At 42.2% G+C, this 14,451-nt stretch carries 12 protein-coding genes and 3 tRNA genes; 4 read left to right on the top strand and 11 right to left on the bottom strand.

Going from position 1 to position 14,451, the window contains the following annotated elements:
* Positions 1–4: 4 nt before the first annotated feature.
* The 6 genes from clpX to AC19MV_RS00810 all read right to left on the bottom strand — a co-directional run bounded on the left by clpX (position 5) and on the right by AC19MV_RS00810 (position 4,144).
* Complete coding sequence (clpX, locus tag AC19MV_RS00835) at positions 5–1,285, bottom strand: ATP-dependent protease ATP-binding subunit ClpX (protein WP_432405211.1); 1,281 nt, start codon at positions 1,283–1,285, stop codon at positions 5–7.
* A 132-nt stretch (positions 1,286–1,417) separates the two neighbouring features.
* Entirely contained in the window at positions 1,418–2,029 is a 612-nt protein-coding gene (clpP, locus tag AC19MV_RS00830; RefSeq protein WP_432405208.1) for an ATP-dependent Clp endopeptidase proteolytic subunit ClpP, read from the bottom strand.
* A gap of 92 nt (positions 2,030–2,121) precedes the next feature.
* Positions 2,122–3,426, bottom strand: coding sequence for a trigger factor (gene tig / locus AC19MV_RS00825; RefSeq protein WP_432405204.1), 1,305 nt, complete (start codon positions 3,424–3,426; stop codon positions 2,122–2,124).
* 386 nt (positions 3,427–3,812) lie between these two features.
* A tRNA-His gene (locus AC19MV_RS00820) sits at positions 3,813–3,888 on the bottom strand.
* 8 nt (positions 3,889–3,896) lie between these two features.
* Positions 3,897–3,973: transfer RNA gene (locus tag AC19MV_RS00815), tRNA-Arg, on the bottom strand.
* Positions 3,974–4,067: 94 nt separating this feature from the next.
* Positions 4,068–4,144 (bottom strand) — tRNA-Pro (locus tag AC19MV_RS00810).
* Positions 4,145–4,420: 276 nt separating this feature from the next.
* Between AC19MV_RS00810 and folD the strand changes: the two genes are divergently transcribed.
* The gene (gene folD, locus AC19MV_RS00805) at positions 4,421–5,275 is read left to right on the top strand and encodes a bifunctional methylenetetrahydrofolate dehydrogenase/methenyltetrahydrofolate cyclohydrolase FolD (protein WP_498305266.1); all 855 of its coding nucleotides are present in this window, start codon (positions 4,421–4,423) and stop codon (positions 5,273–5,275) included.
* A gap of 88 nt (positions 5,276–5,363) precedes the next feature.
* Here the strand turns inward: folD and cysS are convergent, their stop codons facing one another.
* Entirely contained in the window at positions 5,364–6,743 is a 1,380-nt protein-coding gene (gene cysS, locus AC19MV_RS00800; protein WP_498305265.1) for a cysteine--tRNA ligase, read from the bottom strand.
* A gap of 143 nt (positions 6,744–6,886) precedes the next feature.
* Here cysS and AC19MV_RS00795 point away from each other — a divergent pair, with 143 nt between their 5' ends.
* Together AC19MV_RS00795 and AC19MV_RS00790 are read left to right on the top strand one after the other, a co-directional pair.
* Positions 6,887–7,381 carry a peptidylprolyl isomerase gene (locus AC19MV_RS00795; RefSeq protein WP_432405194.1) on the top strand — a complete coding sequence of 165 codons (495 nt, stop codon included), beginning with the start codon at positions 6,887–6,889 and terminating at the stop codon, positions 7,379–7,381.
* Positions 7,382–7,383: 2 nt separating this feature from the next.
* Entirely contained in the window at positions 7,384–8,106 is a 723-nt protein-coding gene (locus AC19MV_RS00790; RefSeq protein WP_498305263.1) for a UDP-2,3-diacylglucosamine diphosphatase, read from the top strand.
* A 32-nt stretch (positions 8,107–8,138) separates the two neighbouring features.
* Here the strand turns inward: AC19MV_RS00790 and miaE are convergent, their stop codons facing one another.
* Positions 8,139–8,909: a tRNA isopentenyl-2-thiomethyl-A-37 hydroxylase MiaE gene (miaE, locus tag AC19MV_RS00785; RefSeq protein WP_498305261.1), complete on the bottom strand. Its 771-nt coding sequence runs from the start codon at positions 8,907–8,909 to the stop codon at positions 8,139–8,141.
* A 373-nt stretch (positions 8,910–9,282) separates the two neighbouring features.
* Between miaE and AC19MV_RS00780 the strand changes: the two genes are divergently transcribed.
* A complete protein-coding gene (locus AC19MV_RS00780) occupies positions 9,283–9,879 on the top strand; it encodes a Yip1 family protein (protein WP_432405153.1) in 597 nt (198 codons plus the stop codon).
* 73 nt (positions 9,880–9,952) lie between these two features.
* Here AC19MV_RS00780 and glnS read toward each other — a convergent pair whose 3' ends face one another.
* From glnS to AC19MV_RS00765, 3 genes are all read right to left on the bottom strand, one after another.
* A complete protein-coding gene (glnS, locus tag AC19MV_RS00775) occupies positions 9,953–11,623 on the bottom strand; it encodes a glutamine--tRNA ligase (protein ID WP_498297710.1) in 1,671 nt (556 codons plus the stop codon).
* Positions 11,624–11,840: 217 nt separating this feature from the next.
* The gene (gene feoB, locus AC19MV_RS00770) at positions 11,841–14,153 is read right to left on the bottom strand and encodes a Fe(2+) transporter permease subunit FeoB (protein WP_498305259.1); all 2,313 of its coding nucleotides are present in this window, start codon (positions 14,151–14,153) and stop codon (positions 11,841–11,843) included.
* Positions 14,146–14,385, bottom strand: a complete 240-nt coding sequence (locus tag AC19MV_RS00765) for a FeoA family protein (RefSeq protein WP_188739786.1) — start codon at positions 14,383–14,385, stop codon at positions 14,146–14,148. The genes feoB and AC19MV_RS00765 overlap by 8 nt, the downstream gene beginning before the upstream one ends.
* Between the last annotated feature and the right edge of the window lie 66 nt (positions 14,386–14,451).

The following is a 14,451-nucleotide window of genomic DNA, read 5'->3' as shown; positions in this document are numbered from 1 at the left end:
GTAATTATTGTTCGCCTGAAGCGGCCTGAGTGTCGGTATTTTCGTAAATTAAAATAGGTGCAGACTCGCCTTTAACCACAGACTCATCAATCACTGCTTTAATTACGCCGTCCGTTGATGGAATATCGTACATCGTGTCTAGCAAGATGCCTTCAACAATTGAACGTAATCCACGCGCACCGGTTTTACGAGACATCGCTTTATTGGCAATGGCAAGTAAGGCATCTTCGCGGAATTCAAGTTCCACGTTTTCCATTTCAAATAATGCACCATATTGCTTGGTCAATGCATTTTTAGGCTCAGATAAAATCTGTACTAGTGCTGCTTCATCTAACTCAGTTAGCGTAGCGACAACCGGTAAGCGACCAATAAATTCAGGTATTAAACCAAATTTAATTAAATCGCCTGGTTCAACTTGGCCTAAAATCTGTGAAATAGTCGCTTTGTCAGCTTCGCCTTTCACTTCAGCACCAAAACCAATGCCAGTACCGGTATGTGCGCGTTGCTCGATGACTTTTTCAAGCCCAGCAAATGCACCACCACAAATAAACAGAATCTTTGAGGTATCTACCTGCAAAAACTCTTGTTGTGGATGTTTACGACCGCCTTGTGGCGGAACAGAAGCCACAGTACCTTCAATGAGCTTAAGCAATGCTTGCTGAACACCTTCGCCCGATACGTCACGGGTGATTGAAGGATTGTCAGACTTTCGGCTAATTTTGTCGATTTCATCGATATAAACAATGCCACGCTCAGCTTTTTCAACATCGTAATCGCATTTTTGCAGTAGCTTTTGAATGATGTTTTCAACATCCTCCCCCACATAACCGGCTTCGGTTAGCGTGGTGGCATCAGCCATAGCAAAAGGGACATTGAGTGATCGGGCTAGCGTTTCTGCTAATAAGGTTTTACCACTACCAGTTGGACCAATAAGTAAAATGTTACTTTTACCGAGCTCAACACCGCCTTTAATGGAACCATTACGTAACCGCTTGTAGTGGTTATAAACCGCAACCGCCAACACTTTTTTTGCTTTGTCTTGACCGATGACATAGTCATCAAGATGCTCGCGTAACTCATGTGGTGTCGGTAATTTGTCTTCATCACGCTTTGGAGAAATCTCTTTGATTTCTTCACGGATGATGTCATTGCACAAATCAACACATTCGTCACACACATAAACCGATGGGCCAGCAATTAGCTTTCTGACTTCATGTTGGCTTTTTCCGCAAAAAGAGCAGTACAGCAGTTTGCCACTGTCACCGTTATTTTTGTTATCGCCCATTATTCTACCTCTGCTTGCAGCCTAGACGTTACATCTGAGCTCTGCTTGTCGATATGTTTACCGTCTGCATATCTGGATTATTCGTTATCTAAGATGAAGAATAACCCAGTCGCAGCAAAAAATCAGCCTGTATTAACCGCGAGTGGTTAAAAGCGAATCCACTAAACCGTATTCAACCGCTTGAGTTGCACTCATAAAGTTATCGCGGTCGGTGTCACGCTCTACCACTTCTAGCGGTTGACCTGTGTGATCGGCTAGCATTTGGTTTAATTTATTCTTAATGCCTAGGATTTCCTGAGCGTGGATAGCAATATCTGACGCCTGACCTTGGAAACCGCCTAATGGCTGATGGATCATGACACGTGAGTTAGGTAAACAGTGACGCTTACCTTTGGCTCCGCCGGCAAGTAAAAATGCGCCCATGCTTGCAGCTTGGCCCATACATACTGTACTGACGTTAGGTTTGATAAATTGCATGGTGTCATAAATAGCCATACCCGCAGTGACCGAACCACCTGGAGAGTTAATATATAGGTAGATGTCTTTGTCTGGGCTTTCTGACTCAAGGAATAATAACTGAGCAACAATGAGGTTAGCCATATGTTCTTCAACCTGGCCAACTAAAAAAATAACACGCTCTTTTAATAAACGAGAGTAGATATCGTAAGAACGTTCGCCTTTCGCTGTTTGTTCAACAACCATAGGTACAAGCGCATTGAGTACTGATTCTGGTGCTTTATGCATTATTCATTTCCCTAAAAAATAAAAATGGCCCGCATGAGGAACCTCATACGAGCCATTATAAATGGCGAACGCCTTGTTAAGTCAAGCTTAGCTTACGCTTTGCCTGTAGCCTTGTTCATAAATTCTTCAAAAGCGACGTCTTTAGTCGTCACTTTAGCTGATTTTAGTAGGGCTTCAACAGCTTGTTCTTCAAGCGCTACGTTGCGCATGTTTTGCATGAGTTCTTTGTTTGAGTTGTAGTAAGTGACAACTTCAGATGGATCTTCATACGCAGAAGCCATAGATTCGATCAATGCATTAACGCGATCGTCTTCAGCTTTAAGCTCGTTTGTTTTGATTACTTCGCCTAATAGCAAACCAATCTTCACACGACGCTCAGCTTGCTCAGTGAATAATTCAGCTGGAAGCTCAGGCATATTTTCAGTTTGGCCACCAAAACGTTGCATAGCTTGCTGACGTAATACGTTAACTTCACCATCAACTAATGCTTTAGGGATAACGATGTCGTTAGCCGCTAATAAACCTGTAATAACTTGCTCTTTAACGTTAGCTTTAAGCGCTTGCTCTAGCTCACGAGTCATGTTTTTACGGATTTCAGCTTTAAGTGCTTCTAAACCACCATCTGCAATACCAAATAGTGAAGCAAATTCGTCATTCACTTCTGGCAAGCTTGCGCCTTGAACTTCAGTTAAGGTAATTGCGAACTTAGCCGCTTTACCTTTTAAGTTTTCAGCATGGTAATCTTCAGGGAAAGACACTTCGATTTCGAATTCGTCACCAGCTTTATGGCCAACAACGCCAGTTTCAAAACCAGGGATCATACGGTTTGAACCGATTTGTAGTTCGAAATCGTCAGCTTTTCCGCCTTCAAATTCTTCACCGTCGATAGACCCTACAAAGTTCATTTTCACTTTGTCGCTATCAGCAGCTTCACGCTCAACAGCAGCATAAGTAGCATGTTGCTTACGTAGCGTTTCAATCATGGTGTCAACGTCTGCATCGTTTACTTCAGCTTTAGGCTGTTCAACGGCAATCGTGTCTAAACCGGTTAATGCAACTTCTGGATAGATTTCAAATGTAGCAACAAACTGGAAAGTATCACCGTCAGTAGTACCAGGAGTAAATACTGGTGCGCCTGCTGGGTTTAATTTTTCAGCTACGATTGCTTCTATAAAGTTACGTTGCATCACTTCACCAGTGATGTCTTGGCGAATGGCTTTACCATAACGCTTGTTGATTTCAGTAACCGGTACTTTACCAGGACGGAAACCAGGAAGACGTGCACGCTTTGCTTCGCGAAGTACATTGTCTTTAACCAATTTCTCGATTTGCTCAGCAGGTACAGAAATAGTTAGGCGACGCTCTAGGCCTTGAGTTGTTTCAACAGAAACTTGCATTGTTTTACCTCGAAATATGTCTAACGTTCTTTTTAATAGTCGACAACTCAACTATTCGATATTCGTTTCTTGACCGTGTGTTTAGCTAAAGCCTCCAGCACAGCGATATTATGATGCTGAAGACGCTGTTGGTTCAGGTAGCTTATTTTTGATATTTATCAAGACGCGACATTATAGCCACCGTTTTTAGCATAGTCGAGCCTGAAAAGGTCGATTTACGCGATAAAAGGACTGACTTTTAGTCATTTTTGACGTGTTTGCACGTTTAATGTGCGAATTGATTTTATTGAGTTGCCAAGGAGTGATTTGGCTGAAGACTTTAATTAAGTATCAAAATGCAGGTTACGTATTTTACTACGCTGTCGTTTTGATTAATCAAAGAAAAATGGGGTGACTGATGGGGCTCGAACCCACGACAACCGGAATCACAATCCGGGACTCTACCAACTGAGCTACAATCACCACTGAAATGGTACGCCCGGCAGGGCTCGAACCTGCGACCACCCGCTTAGAAGGCGGGTGCTCTATCCAACTGAGCTACGGGCGCATGGCACAGCAATTTGCTGTATCCTGTCTGGCTAAACAAGCTTAACACTTGTTTTATTATTTGCTTAGTTAACACATAAACAAATAATGAAATTTGGTCGGTGATAGAGGATTCGAACCTCTGACCCTCTCGTCCCAAACGAGATGCGCTACCGGGCTGCGCTAATCACCGAATTTACTGTGTCCTTTAACACATGCAGTGTAACCATGTTGTCTCGAGAACGGAGCGCATCTTAACGAGTCACTTTGTTATCGTCAACGATTTTTTTGAGCTAATTGTCTATATGTTGAATTTAACAGCAAAAAGAGTGATTAGCATCATAGCGCGAATAGTTTATTCACTGTATTTCCCTGTCTTACAAATGACACTCTTTTAATCGCCTGTTAGAATACACCCCGATTTATTCATCAGCCTCAAGCCGCGCCATTCAAAGGAAACTCTACAGCCATGACTGCTCAACTTATTGACGGTAAAGCCATTGCACAATCTATCCGCAATACTCTTAAACAAAAAGTCACCGCACGCAAAGATGCTGGCCAAAGAGTTCCCGGACTGGCTGTTATTTTAGTCGGCAGCGATGCGGCCTCACAAGTTTACGTAGGCAGTAAACGCCGAGCCTGTGAAGAAGTCGGTTTTGAATCGCAATCATTTGACCTTGACACAAGCACATCAGAAGCGGAGTTATTGGCGTTAATTGACCAGTGTAACGATAATCCCCAAATAGACGGCATTTTAGTGCAACTGCCGCTGCCTGAGCATATAGATGACTCTAAAGTGATTGAGCGTATTCGTCCTGATAAAGACGTTGATGGTTTCCACCCTTATAACGTTGGCCGTTTAGCTCAGCGTATTCCCGTGCTGCGCTCGTGCACACCCATGGGCATTATGACGTTAATCAAATCGACAGGGATCGATACTTACGGATTAGATGCTACTGTTGTTGGTGCATCTAACATTGTCGGTCGTCCAATGACATTAGAGCTTTTGTTAGCCGGTTGTACGACGACGACTTGTCACCGTTTTACTAAAAACTTAGAACAAAAAGTTCGTCAGGCGGATTTATTAGTGGTTGCGGTCGGTAAACCCGGGTTTATTCCTGGAGAATGGATTAAGCCTGGTGCCATTGTGATTGATGTTGGCATTAATCGTCTAGAAAATGGCTTATTAGTCGGGGATGTGGAGTTTGATGTTGCAGTTGAAAACGCGGCCTTTATCACCCCGGTACCTGGCGGTGTTGGCCCAATGACCATTGCCAGTCTTTTAGAAAACACGCTTTATGCTTGCGAGCAATATCACAGCTAACTTATCGTGTTAATACACCGACCATGAGTAACGGTGAGACATTAAAAAGCCTGCAATTTGCAGGCTTTTTGCTTAATACAATATCTAACTATTTTTTACGCCATGTTGTGCCACTTGGGCCATCTTCTAACACAACACCAAGCTCGTTTAAACGATCACGTGCTATATCGGCTGCTGGCCAATCTTTTTCTGTTCTAGCGCGGTTACGTTCAACAATTAGGGCTTCTATCTCTGCCACTTCATCATCTGTGCCCTCGCCTTTGAAAAAAGCTTCTGGCGTTTGGCTAATCAACCCTAACACATCGGTTAACTGCTTAAGGCTCACGCCTAGTGCAGAAGCCGCTGCCATGTCTGTTGTTTTGAGACGGTTGATTTCACGCACCATGTCAAACAACACTGAATAGGCTTCTGGGGTATTAAAGTCATCATCCATTGCATGCTTAAATTTAGCGACATATTGCTCAGCATCCGCTGCCGCAACAGTTAAATCTAAATCTTTAAGCGCTGTGTATAAACGCTCTAACGCTGCACGGGCTTGTTTTAAATTATCTTCTGAATAATTTAACTGGCTGCGATAATGGCCAGACAATAAAAAGTAACGCACTGTTTCTGGATCATAATGTTCAAGTACATCGCGAATAGTAAAGAAGTTACCTAACGATTTAGACATTTTCTCGCGATCAACCATCACCATACCAGAATGCATCCAGTAGTTAACATATGGCGTATCATGAGCACAGCAAGACTGAGCGATTTCATTTTCGTGATGAGGGAACTGTAAATCACTGCCTCCACCATGAATATCAAAATGCACACCTAAATGCTTGCTGTTCATGGCAGAACACTCAATATGCCAGCCTGGACGGCCTTCCCCCCATGGCGATGCCCAAGTAGGCTCGCCAGGTTTAGACATTTTCCACAATACAAAATCCATTGGGTTTTGCTTGCTTTGATCGACTTCAACTCGCGCACCGGCTTGTAATTGATCGAGGTTTTGGCCAGATAAGCGGCCATAGTCTTTGTATGACGCCACACTGAACAACACATCACCGTCTGGGGCAACATATGCATGACCACGGTCGAGAAGTAATTGTACCATGTCGATAATTTCAGGCATGTGCAGCGTTGCACGAGGCTCAAAGTCTGGACGTAACATATTTAACGAATCAAAATCACGGTGCATTTCTACCGTTAAACGTTCTGTTAATGCATCGCAAGATTCATTGTTCTCAGCGGCACGTTTAATGATTTTGTCATCAACATCGGTAATATTGCGTTGAAAATTCACCTCATAACCAATGTAACGTAAATAGCGTACGATCATGTCAAATGAAACAAAAGTACGCCCGTGACCAATGTGACACAAATCATAAATTGTCACGCCACAGACGTACATGCCAATTTTGCCAGGGTTTATTGGTTTAAATTCTTGTTTTTCACGACTGATACTATTGTAAATTTTCAACATCAAAAGTTCTCTTTAACACTAAATTATAACGGTAAATGTTGCTAGTGAGTCTATCATGATGTCACTGGTTTTGAACACTGCACTTTATGCTGCAACCAAGATAAGTTAGAATCGCGCAAATTATTTTTTCTAGGTGAATATTAATGGTTACTTTACACACAAATTACGGCGACATTACTCTACAACTTGATGCCGAAAAAGCACCTTTAACAGTAGCTAACTTCATGAAGTATGTCGAAGAAGGCTTTTATGACAACACCATATTCCACCGTGTTATTGATGGTTTTATGATCCAAGGTGGTGGTTTTACCGAAGATATGGGCCAAAAGCGTTGCAATGAAACGGTAAAAAACGAAGCTAGCAATGGTTTATCAAACCGTAAAGGCACTGTCGCAATGGCGCGTACTTCAGATCCGCACTCTGCTACGGCTCAATTTTTCGTTAACATCAATGACAACACCTTCCTGGATTTTAAATCAGAAACCTCTCAAGGTTGGGGCTACTGTGTATTTGGTGAAGTGGTTGAAGGTTTAGATGTTGTTGAAAAAATCAAAGCGGTAGCCACTGGTAACCGTGGTATGCATCAAGATGTGCCTTTAGAAGCCGTTGTGATCAACAACGTCAGCGTAAAAGCGTAATTTTGAAGCGCACTGTCTTTGTGGGCGATTTGCACTTAAGTGCTGATCGCCCCGATATTACTCACGCATTTTTAGACTTTTTAACCCACGGCTTAAAAGACGCCGAGGCGCTATATATCATTGGCGATTTGTTTGAAGTATGGATGGGTGACGATATTGCTGAGCCATTTTCTCAAGATATCGCTCAAGCGATAAAGTCAGTTTCGACCCTAATGCCAGTCTATTTTATTCATGGTAATCGTGACTTTATGGTTGGACGTGCATTTTGCCAACAGGCCGGCATGAAAATTCTGCCTGAAGTGCATTGCATTGACTTGTATGGCACTCGAACGGTTATTCTTCACGGTGACAGTCTTTGTACGCTTGATGAAGCTTATCAACGCTTTAGACGTTTTCGCAGCATTGCGCTCGTTCGGTGGATTTATGCCAATATCTTGCCAAAGCAAACTCGCTTGAATATTGCGGCGAAAATTCGTCAAAAAAGTATTAAAGGTAATCAACAAAAGCATTACGAGATAATGGATGTTGAACCAACAGCTGTCGATGCGCTCTTATCGGCTACTGACTGTCAACGCATGATACACGGTCATACTCACAGACCTGACATTCATCACTTAGCCGATAATAAACAACGTGTAGTTGTTGGCGATTGGTATACGCAAGGCAGTGTGTTATCCGTTAGCTCACAAGGCTGCGAGTTGCAACAAAGGCCCTTCTCAGCCTAGCGCTTTGATCCCCGTTTATAAGATACTGGGATTTAGTGAGATACAGGAACGCCACTGTGAAAGCGAAATTCGCTATCTTCAGATAAAATCAATGCTGCTTCTTGCGCTCTAAAATAGGCAACCCGCTCACTAATATCTTTACCTGCAATGTTTTGCGCCAATACCAAGTAGTCTTGAAAATGTCGTGCTTCTGAGCGTAATAACGACACATAAAACTTAGCCAACTCATCATCCAAATGCGGTGCCAGCTTAGCAAAGCGTTCACAAGATCTAGCCTCAATAAAAGCGCCAACAATTAATTTATCGACAATTTTTAACGGTTCATGAGTACGAACATGACTAATAAGCTGTTTTGCGTATGTGCCTGCACGAATGTTGCTGTAAACAATATTTCTGGCCGTCATAATTTGCAAAACTTGTTCAAAATGATGAAACTCTTCTTTGATTAAACGCACCATTTTCACCATTAAATCAGCACTGTTTTTTATCGCCGTATTAGCCACGAGCTCACTAGTGATGTCGTTCTTTTTAATATCACGACTTAAAAATGCCTCAACATCACGATCTTGACTGTATACAAAGTCTTCATAAGGCTTTGCCCAGGCAACGAGCACTTGCGCACTTTGTTTATCAATAGCGTATTTGCGGATCATCATCATGGCTGTTTGTGCCGCTTTAAGCTCACAGTTGCAATGATCAATCAGTAAAGCCGTTAATTGTTCGGGCTGTTTAGCAAGCTCAATCCAACTGTTTGGGGTTTCACAGCCTAGAAATTGATTAATTGGCGCGAGTAGTTGCTGCATTTGTATATCGATCCGAGTCTAACATTGAGGTTCATTTTACCGTTTTGATGATCTTTTCTGAAGCTGAAATCGTAATACAACTTGACGAAAGTCTATTTATGTTCAATAAATAGACTTAGCATTGGGGATTTAACGAAACATTAACACTTTAATTGATGACTCCGTTAACCAATGTCTTCAATCTCCTTAAAGAGAACCTCTGGTTGGGATGAGGTGATAGCTTAGCAACAGACAGTAAACAGTTTTTATGTTTAGCTTTTATCAGTCTTTTGCAAAGTGTTGTGAGCTGATTAAGGCGATTGATAATGAGCTGTAGTCAGTTCGTCTGTAGTTTGGCGAGCTAGGTCGAAAATGCTAAACAAGGATAACTATAATGGTACTAAATCACTTAATGGGGCTTTACACTCATCCAAAACAAGAGTGGCAAACAATTGAAAAAAATCACGAAGCACTGAAAAGTAGCTTAAGTCATGTGTTACTTATCGCACTAATTCCTGCAGTATGTTCATACTTTGCTACAGCCCATATTGGTTGGCATCCTGGTGTGGGCGAACCACTATTTTTAACCTCTAAAAGCGCAATGTTTATGTCTATTGGGATGTACTTCGGCTTGATTGTTGGCGTATTGGCATTAGCTTATTTGGCATTTTGGATGGGAAGAACGTTTGATGCAGATCCCACATATACTCAAGCACTAGAACTTGCTGCATATACTGCAACCCCATTGTTTATGGTCGGGTTATCCGCTTTATATCCTGTGCTTTGGTTTATTATGGTGGTGGGGTTAATTGGATTGGCTTACTCGGTATATCTGCTTTACGCTGGGGTCCCTATTATTATGAACATACCCGAAGAGAAAGGCTTTATTTACGCAAGTTCTGTAGTTACTGCGGGGTTGGTACTATTGGTCGCTTTGATGGCTTCAAGTATCATTTTATGGAGTGTGGGTTTTGGCCCTATGATGCAATAAAACCCTAAATCCTCGATATAAAAAAGGCGCTGCTAGCGCCTTTTTTGATCGTGCTATTTATCAATTGTACTCACTATGCGAACGTATCGCGCAGTGGCACCGTTAAGTTAAAGACTAAATGTTCTGCACTTGAGTCTTTACTATCAGCGCAAAAGTAACCTTCACGTTCAAATTGATAGGCTTTTTCAGCTTCAGCGCTCACGAGGCTTGGCTCAACTAAACCATTCACAACAACTAAAGACTCTGGATTAATCACTTCATCCACTGTCTCAAATGCTGCTGGGTTTTCATTGGTGAATAAACGATCATAAAGACGGAACTCAGCAGGTTTAGCCGTGCTGGCTTCAACCCAATGGATAACACCTTTTACCTTACGGCCGTCTGCTGGGTTTTTACCTAGCGTGTCAGCATCGTAAGTACAGTAAATAGTTGTGATGTTACCTTCAGCATCTTTATCACAGCGTTCAGCTTTAATGATGTAAGCATTACGTAAACGCACTTCTTTGCCTAAAACAAGGCGTTTGAAGTGTTTATTGGCTTCTTCTTTAAAGTCTTCAACATCAATAAACAGCTCGCGACCAAAAGACAGCTCGCGCGTCCCCATCGCTTCATTGTTAGGATGTGCTGGAGCCGTGATTTTTTCAGGCGAGGTATTAATGTAGTTTTCTATAACCACTTTAACTGGCCTTAATACTGCCATTGCACGTGGCGCATGTTCGTTTAATTCTTCACGAATACATGCGTCCAACATACCGACTTCAATCAAGTTTTCCTGTTTAGTCACGCCAATGCGTAAACAAAACTCACGAATAGAAGCGGGTGTATAACCACGACGACGTAATCCAGCAATAGTTGGCATACGCGGGTCATCCCAGCCATCAACCAATTTGCGAGTGACTAAATCGTTTAACTTACGCTTTGACATCAAAGTGTATTCAAGATTTAAACGAGAAAACTCATATTGACGTGTGCGATTAGGCGCTTGGAAATCATCTAAATGATCGAGTACCCAGTCGTACAAGCGACGATTGTCTTGAAACTCTAATGTACAAATTGAATGAGTGATATTTTCAATCGCATCCGAAATACAATGCGTGAAGTCATACATTGGATAAATGCACCACTTGTCACCGGTTTGATGATGATGAGCAAAACGAATACGATAAATAATCGGATCGCGCATACACATAAAAGGTGATGCCATATCAATTTTGGCACGAAGCGCACACTCACCTTCTTTGAACTCACCCATGCGCATTTTTTCAAATAGCGCGAGGTTTTCTTCAGGGCTAGTGTCACGGTATGGGCTATTTTTACCCGGCTCTTTTAATGTGCCACGGTACTCACGAGTTTGTTCGCCATTTAAGAAGCAAACATAAGCCAGACCTTTGGTGATGAGCTCCACTGCATACTGATGCAATTGGTCAAAATAATTTGATGAATAACGAATATCGCCAGACCATTGAAAGCCTAACCAACGCACATCTTCCTGAATAGACTTAACATAGTTAATGTCTTCTTTTTCAGGGTTAGTATCGTCAAATCGTAAGTTACATTGACCTTGGTAATCTTTTGCAATACCAAAATTTAAGCAAATAGACTTAGCGTGTCCAATATGCAAAAAGCCGTTAGGTTCTGGCGGAAAACGAGTATGAACTTGGCTGTGCTTACCGCTACTTAGGTCTTCGTCTATAATATTACGAATGAAGTTACTAGGACGTACTTCGGTGTCCACATGACTCATGGAATTCCTCTTGGCACACAATGGCAATATGAATAAAAAACAGATGATCCTACAGTTCTTCAGCAGTTACAACTACTAGCGCGGAAAAAGATCGTCAGATAAACAAAAAACATCAAATCACTCCAATAGAACCTGATTAGAAGGCTGTTTTCTTTCTTGAAAAGTAAAAACCCAGCTAGGCTGGGTTTTCAGTTTAACGTTAACTGTCCGACAATGGTTATTCAGTCACAATACGGATCCCAGGAATAATCTGTTGAGCTTGTCTGCCTTTTTTACTTAACCACATGTAAAAAGCAACTAATGCCACCGCAAAGAATCCAATCCAACTGGCCGACTGTAAAGGGTGTTGAGTAAACGTCGCCCCCTGATAGATAACTGTAGCTGAGCCGTATGCTAATGAAAACGTCCAAATTGCTGCAAATCGAGCCCACTTAGCGCCAAACTCATTAACTAAAGCCCCCATTGCCGCCACACAAGGTGTATAAAGCAATATGAACAATAGATATGAAAAAGCGGCTAACTGGCTTTTAAAGCCACTCTGTAACGCGCTAAAGGTTGAAGTATCAACAGACAACTCTGCTGCGGCTTCATCTAAATCAGTAATACTCGCTATCGCAATAGATAATGGATCATCTGGCTCAATACCCAATAAATTGGTAGGGATTGTGGCTAGGCCAACTTTAACGCTATCCCATATAGACAGCATTTCTTCTTCATCGCCATCAGCTGTGCTATATAAACTATTTAACGTACCTACCACCGCTTCTTTGGCAAAAATACCGGTAATAATACCCACAGTGGCTGCCCAGTTGTCTTGTTCAATGCCCATTGGTGCAAATAACGGCGTAACCTGTTGGCTGGCGACACTTAATAATGACTCTTTACTATCTTCATGGCCAAAAGAGCCGTCAGTACCAATTGCATTAACGAAGTTAAGCAAGGTTACAACAATAATAATGGTTTTACCTGCGCCCATAATAAAGCTTTTAGTGCGCTTTGTAGTGCGAGAAAACACCGCTTTAGTTTTAGGCATTTCATAACTTGGAAGTTCCATTACCACTGCGCTGCTTGTACCTGGTAATACTGTTTTACGTAATAGTAACCCAGTGCCAATAGCAGCAAAGATACCAATGATATACAGAAGGAACACTAAGTTTTGGCCAGATTGCGGGAAAAACGCTGCCGCAAATAACGCATACACTGGCAAACGAGCACTACAAGACATAAACGGGGCCATCATGCCTGTCACGATGCGTTCCCGTTCACTGCCTAGGGTTCTGGTTGCCATAATAGCCGGTACTGAACAACCAAAGCCGACAATCATAGGTACGAATGCTTTGCCAGGTAAACCGATGCGACGCATTAAACCGTCAACCACAAAGGCTGCTCGGGCCATGTAACCAGACGCTTCTAATACCGATAATGCTAAAAATAACGCCGCGACTACCGGAATAAACGTTGCAACAGTCTGAATACCTTGGCCAACCCCGCCAGCTAAAATGGTCACTAACCAATCAGGCGAGCCCATTGATGTTAATAACGCACCAAAGTGATCGACAAAAATTGACCCTGCTGTGATATCGAAGAAATCAATAAATGAGTTACCTACGTTAATACTGAATAAAAACATTAAGTACATAACGAACAGGAATACAGGAATACCCAAAACCGGATGCAACACCACTTTATCTAATCTATCAGAAGCACTGATGTGCTTTCCTTGGTTTACTGAAGATTCAAATACTTTTTGCACATAATCATATCGCGTCGTCGCGATCATAATCTCAATATCTTCGCCATTTTGCTCTGCACGTTGAGCACATTGTTGCACGGTCTCGTGTAGCTGTACTTCACTGGTACCACAAGCATTACCATGACAGTTAGCTAAAATAGATAAGGCTTGACCCCGGCTAAGTGTTGGTAGGTCTTGACTATCATTCTGGTTCTGTAACGCATTGATACTGGCTTCAATATCGTCAGAATATTGCAGGACTAAAGGTTTTGTTGCCTCGTTGCTGTTTAATAAGGTCAATACATCTGATTGTAATTGCTCAACATCAGCTTGATTACGAGAACTGATGGCAATAACAGGACAACCTAAACGGCTAGACATATCTGCAACATTGATATTGATGCCCAGCTTTTTGGCCGCGTCAATTTTATTAATAACAACAATAATCGGAATACCGAGCTCACGCAGCTGAGTCGTTAGGTAGAGATGACGCTCTACGTTTGTAGCATCAACAAGGTTAATAATGGCATCAACTTGTTGATTGGCTAGATAGTTTTGAGCAATTTGTTCATCTAAAGAACAATCACAACTGTTGCCGGCTGGCAATAAATCATAGATGCCGGGTAAGTCGGTGAGAGAGATTTCAACGCCAGAGTAATTGAATTTACCGGTTTTCTTTTCGACGGTGACGCCAGACCAGTTACCCACTTGTTGATTGGCACCAGTGAGCGCATTAAAAAGGGTCGATTTACCCGCGTTTGGATTACCTACCGTGACGCAATGGAATTGTTTAGTCATTAGTTATTACTACCTCAATGATATCGGCTAAATCACAACGCATACATAATTTACTGCCACGTAAATCTAATTCAACCCCAGATCCCATCGGTGCTCGGCGAATAAAAGAAAAATGTGTATTGGGTGTTATGCCCATTGATAACAACTTACGCTTTACGGTTTGCGGTAACGTTAATTGACCGATTTCAGAGATAATGGCGCGGTCACCTGCTTTTAGTTCACTCAGCTTCATGTAACATATACCTTCAACAACATTATTAACGTCTGAAATTTTATCTGAGCTTAGCCGGCGAAACTC

It is taken from the genome of Shewanella sp. MF05913 (assembly GCF_059758095.1).
Note: the sequence above shows the minus strand (reverse complement) of the source record. Positions and strands in the feature narration are given on the sequence as shown.

What these genes read in the sequence shown, in the direction of transcription:
- clpX (WP_432405211.1), bottom strand. Translation starts at nt 1,285, where the DNA reads ATGGGCGATAACAAAAATAACGGTGACAGTGGCAAACTGCTGTACTGC.
- clpP (WP_432405208.1), bottom strand. Translation starts at nt 2,029, where the DNA reads ATGCATAAAGCACCAGAATCAGTACTCAATGCGCTTGTACCTATGGTT.
- tig (WP_432405204.1), bottom strand. Translation starts at nt 3,426, where the DNA reads ATGCAAGTTTCTGTTGAAACAACTCAAGGCCTAGAGCGTCGCCTAACT.
- folD (WP_498305266.1), top strand. Translation starts at nt 4,421, where the DNA reads ATGACTGCTCAACTTATTGACGGTAAAGCCATTGCACAATCTATCCGC.
- cysS (WP_498305265.1), bottom strand. Translation starts at nt 6,743, where the DNA reads ATGTTGAAAATTTACAATAGTATCAGTCGTGAAAAACAAGAATTTAAA.
- AC19MV_RS00795 (WP_432405194.1), top strand. Translation starts at nt 6,887, where the DNA reads ATGGTTACTTTACACACAAATTACGGCGACATTACTCTACAACTTGAT.
- miaE (WP_498305261.1), bottom strand. Translation starts at nt 8,909, where the DNA reads ATGCAGCAACTACTCGCGCCAATTAATCAATTTCTAGGCTGTGAAACC.
- AC19MV_RS00780 (WP_432405153.1), top strand. Translation starts at nt 9,283, where the DNA reads ATGGTACTAAATCACTTAATGGGGCTTTACACTCATCCAAAACAAGAG.
- glnS (WP_498297710.1), bottom strand. Translation starts at nt 11,623, where the DNA reads ATGAGTCATGTGGACACCGAAGTACGTCCTAGTAACTTCATTCGTAAT.
- feoB (WP_498305259.1), bottom strand. Translation starts at nt 14,153, where the DNA reads ATGACTAAACAATTCCATTGCGTCACGGTAGGTAATCCAAACGCGGGT.
- AC19MV_RS00765 (WP_188739786.1), bottom strand. Translation starts at nt 14,385, where the DNA reads ATGAAGCTGAGTGAACTAAAAGCAGGTGACCGCGCCATTATCTCTGAA.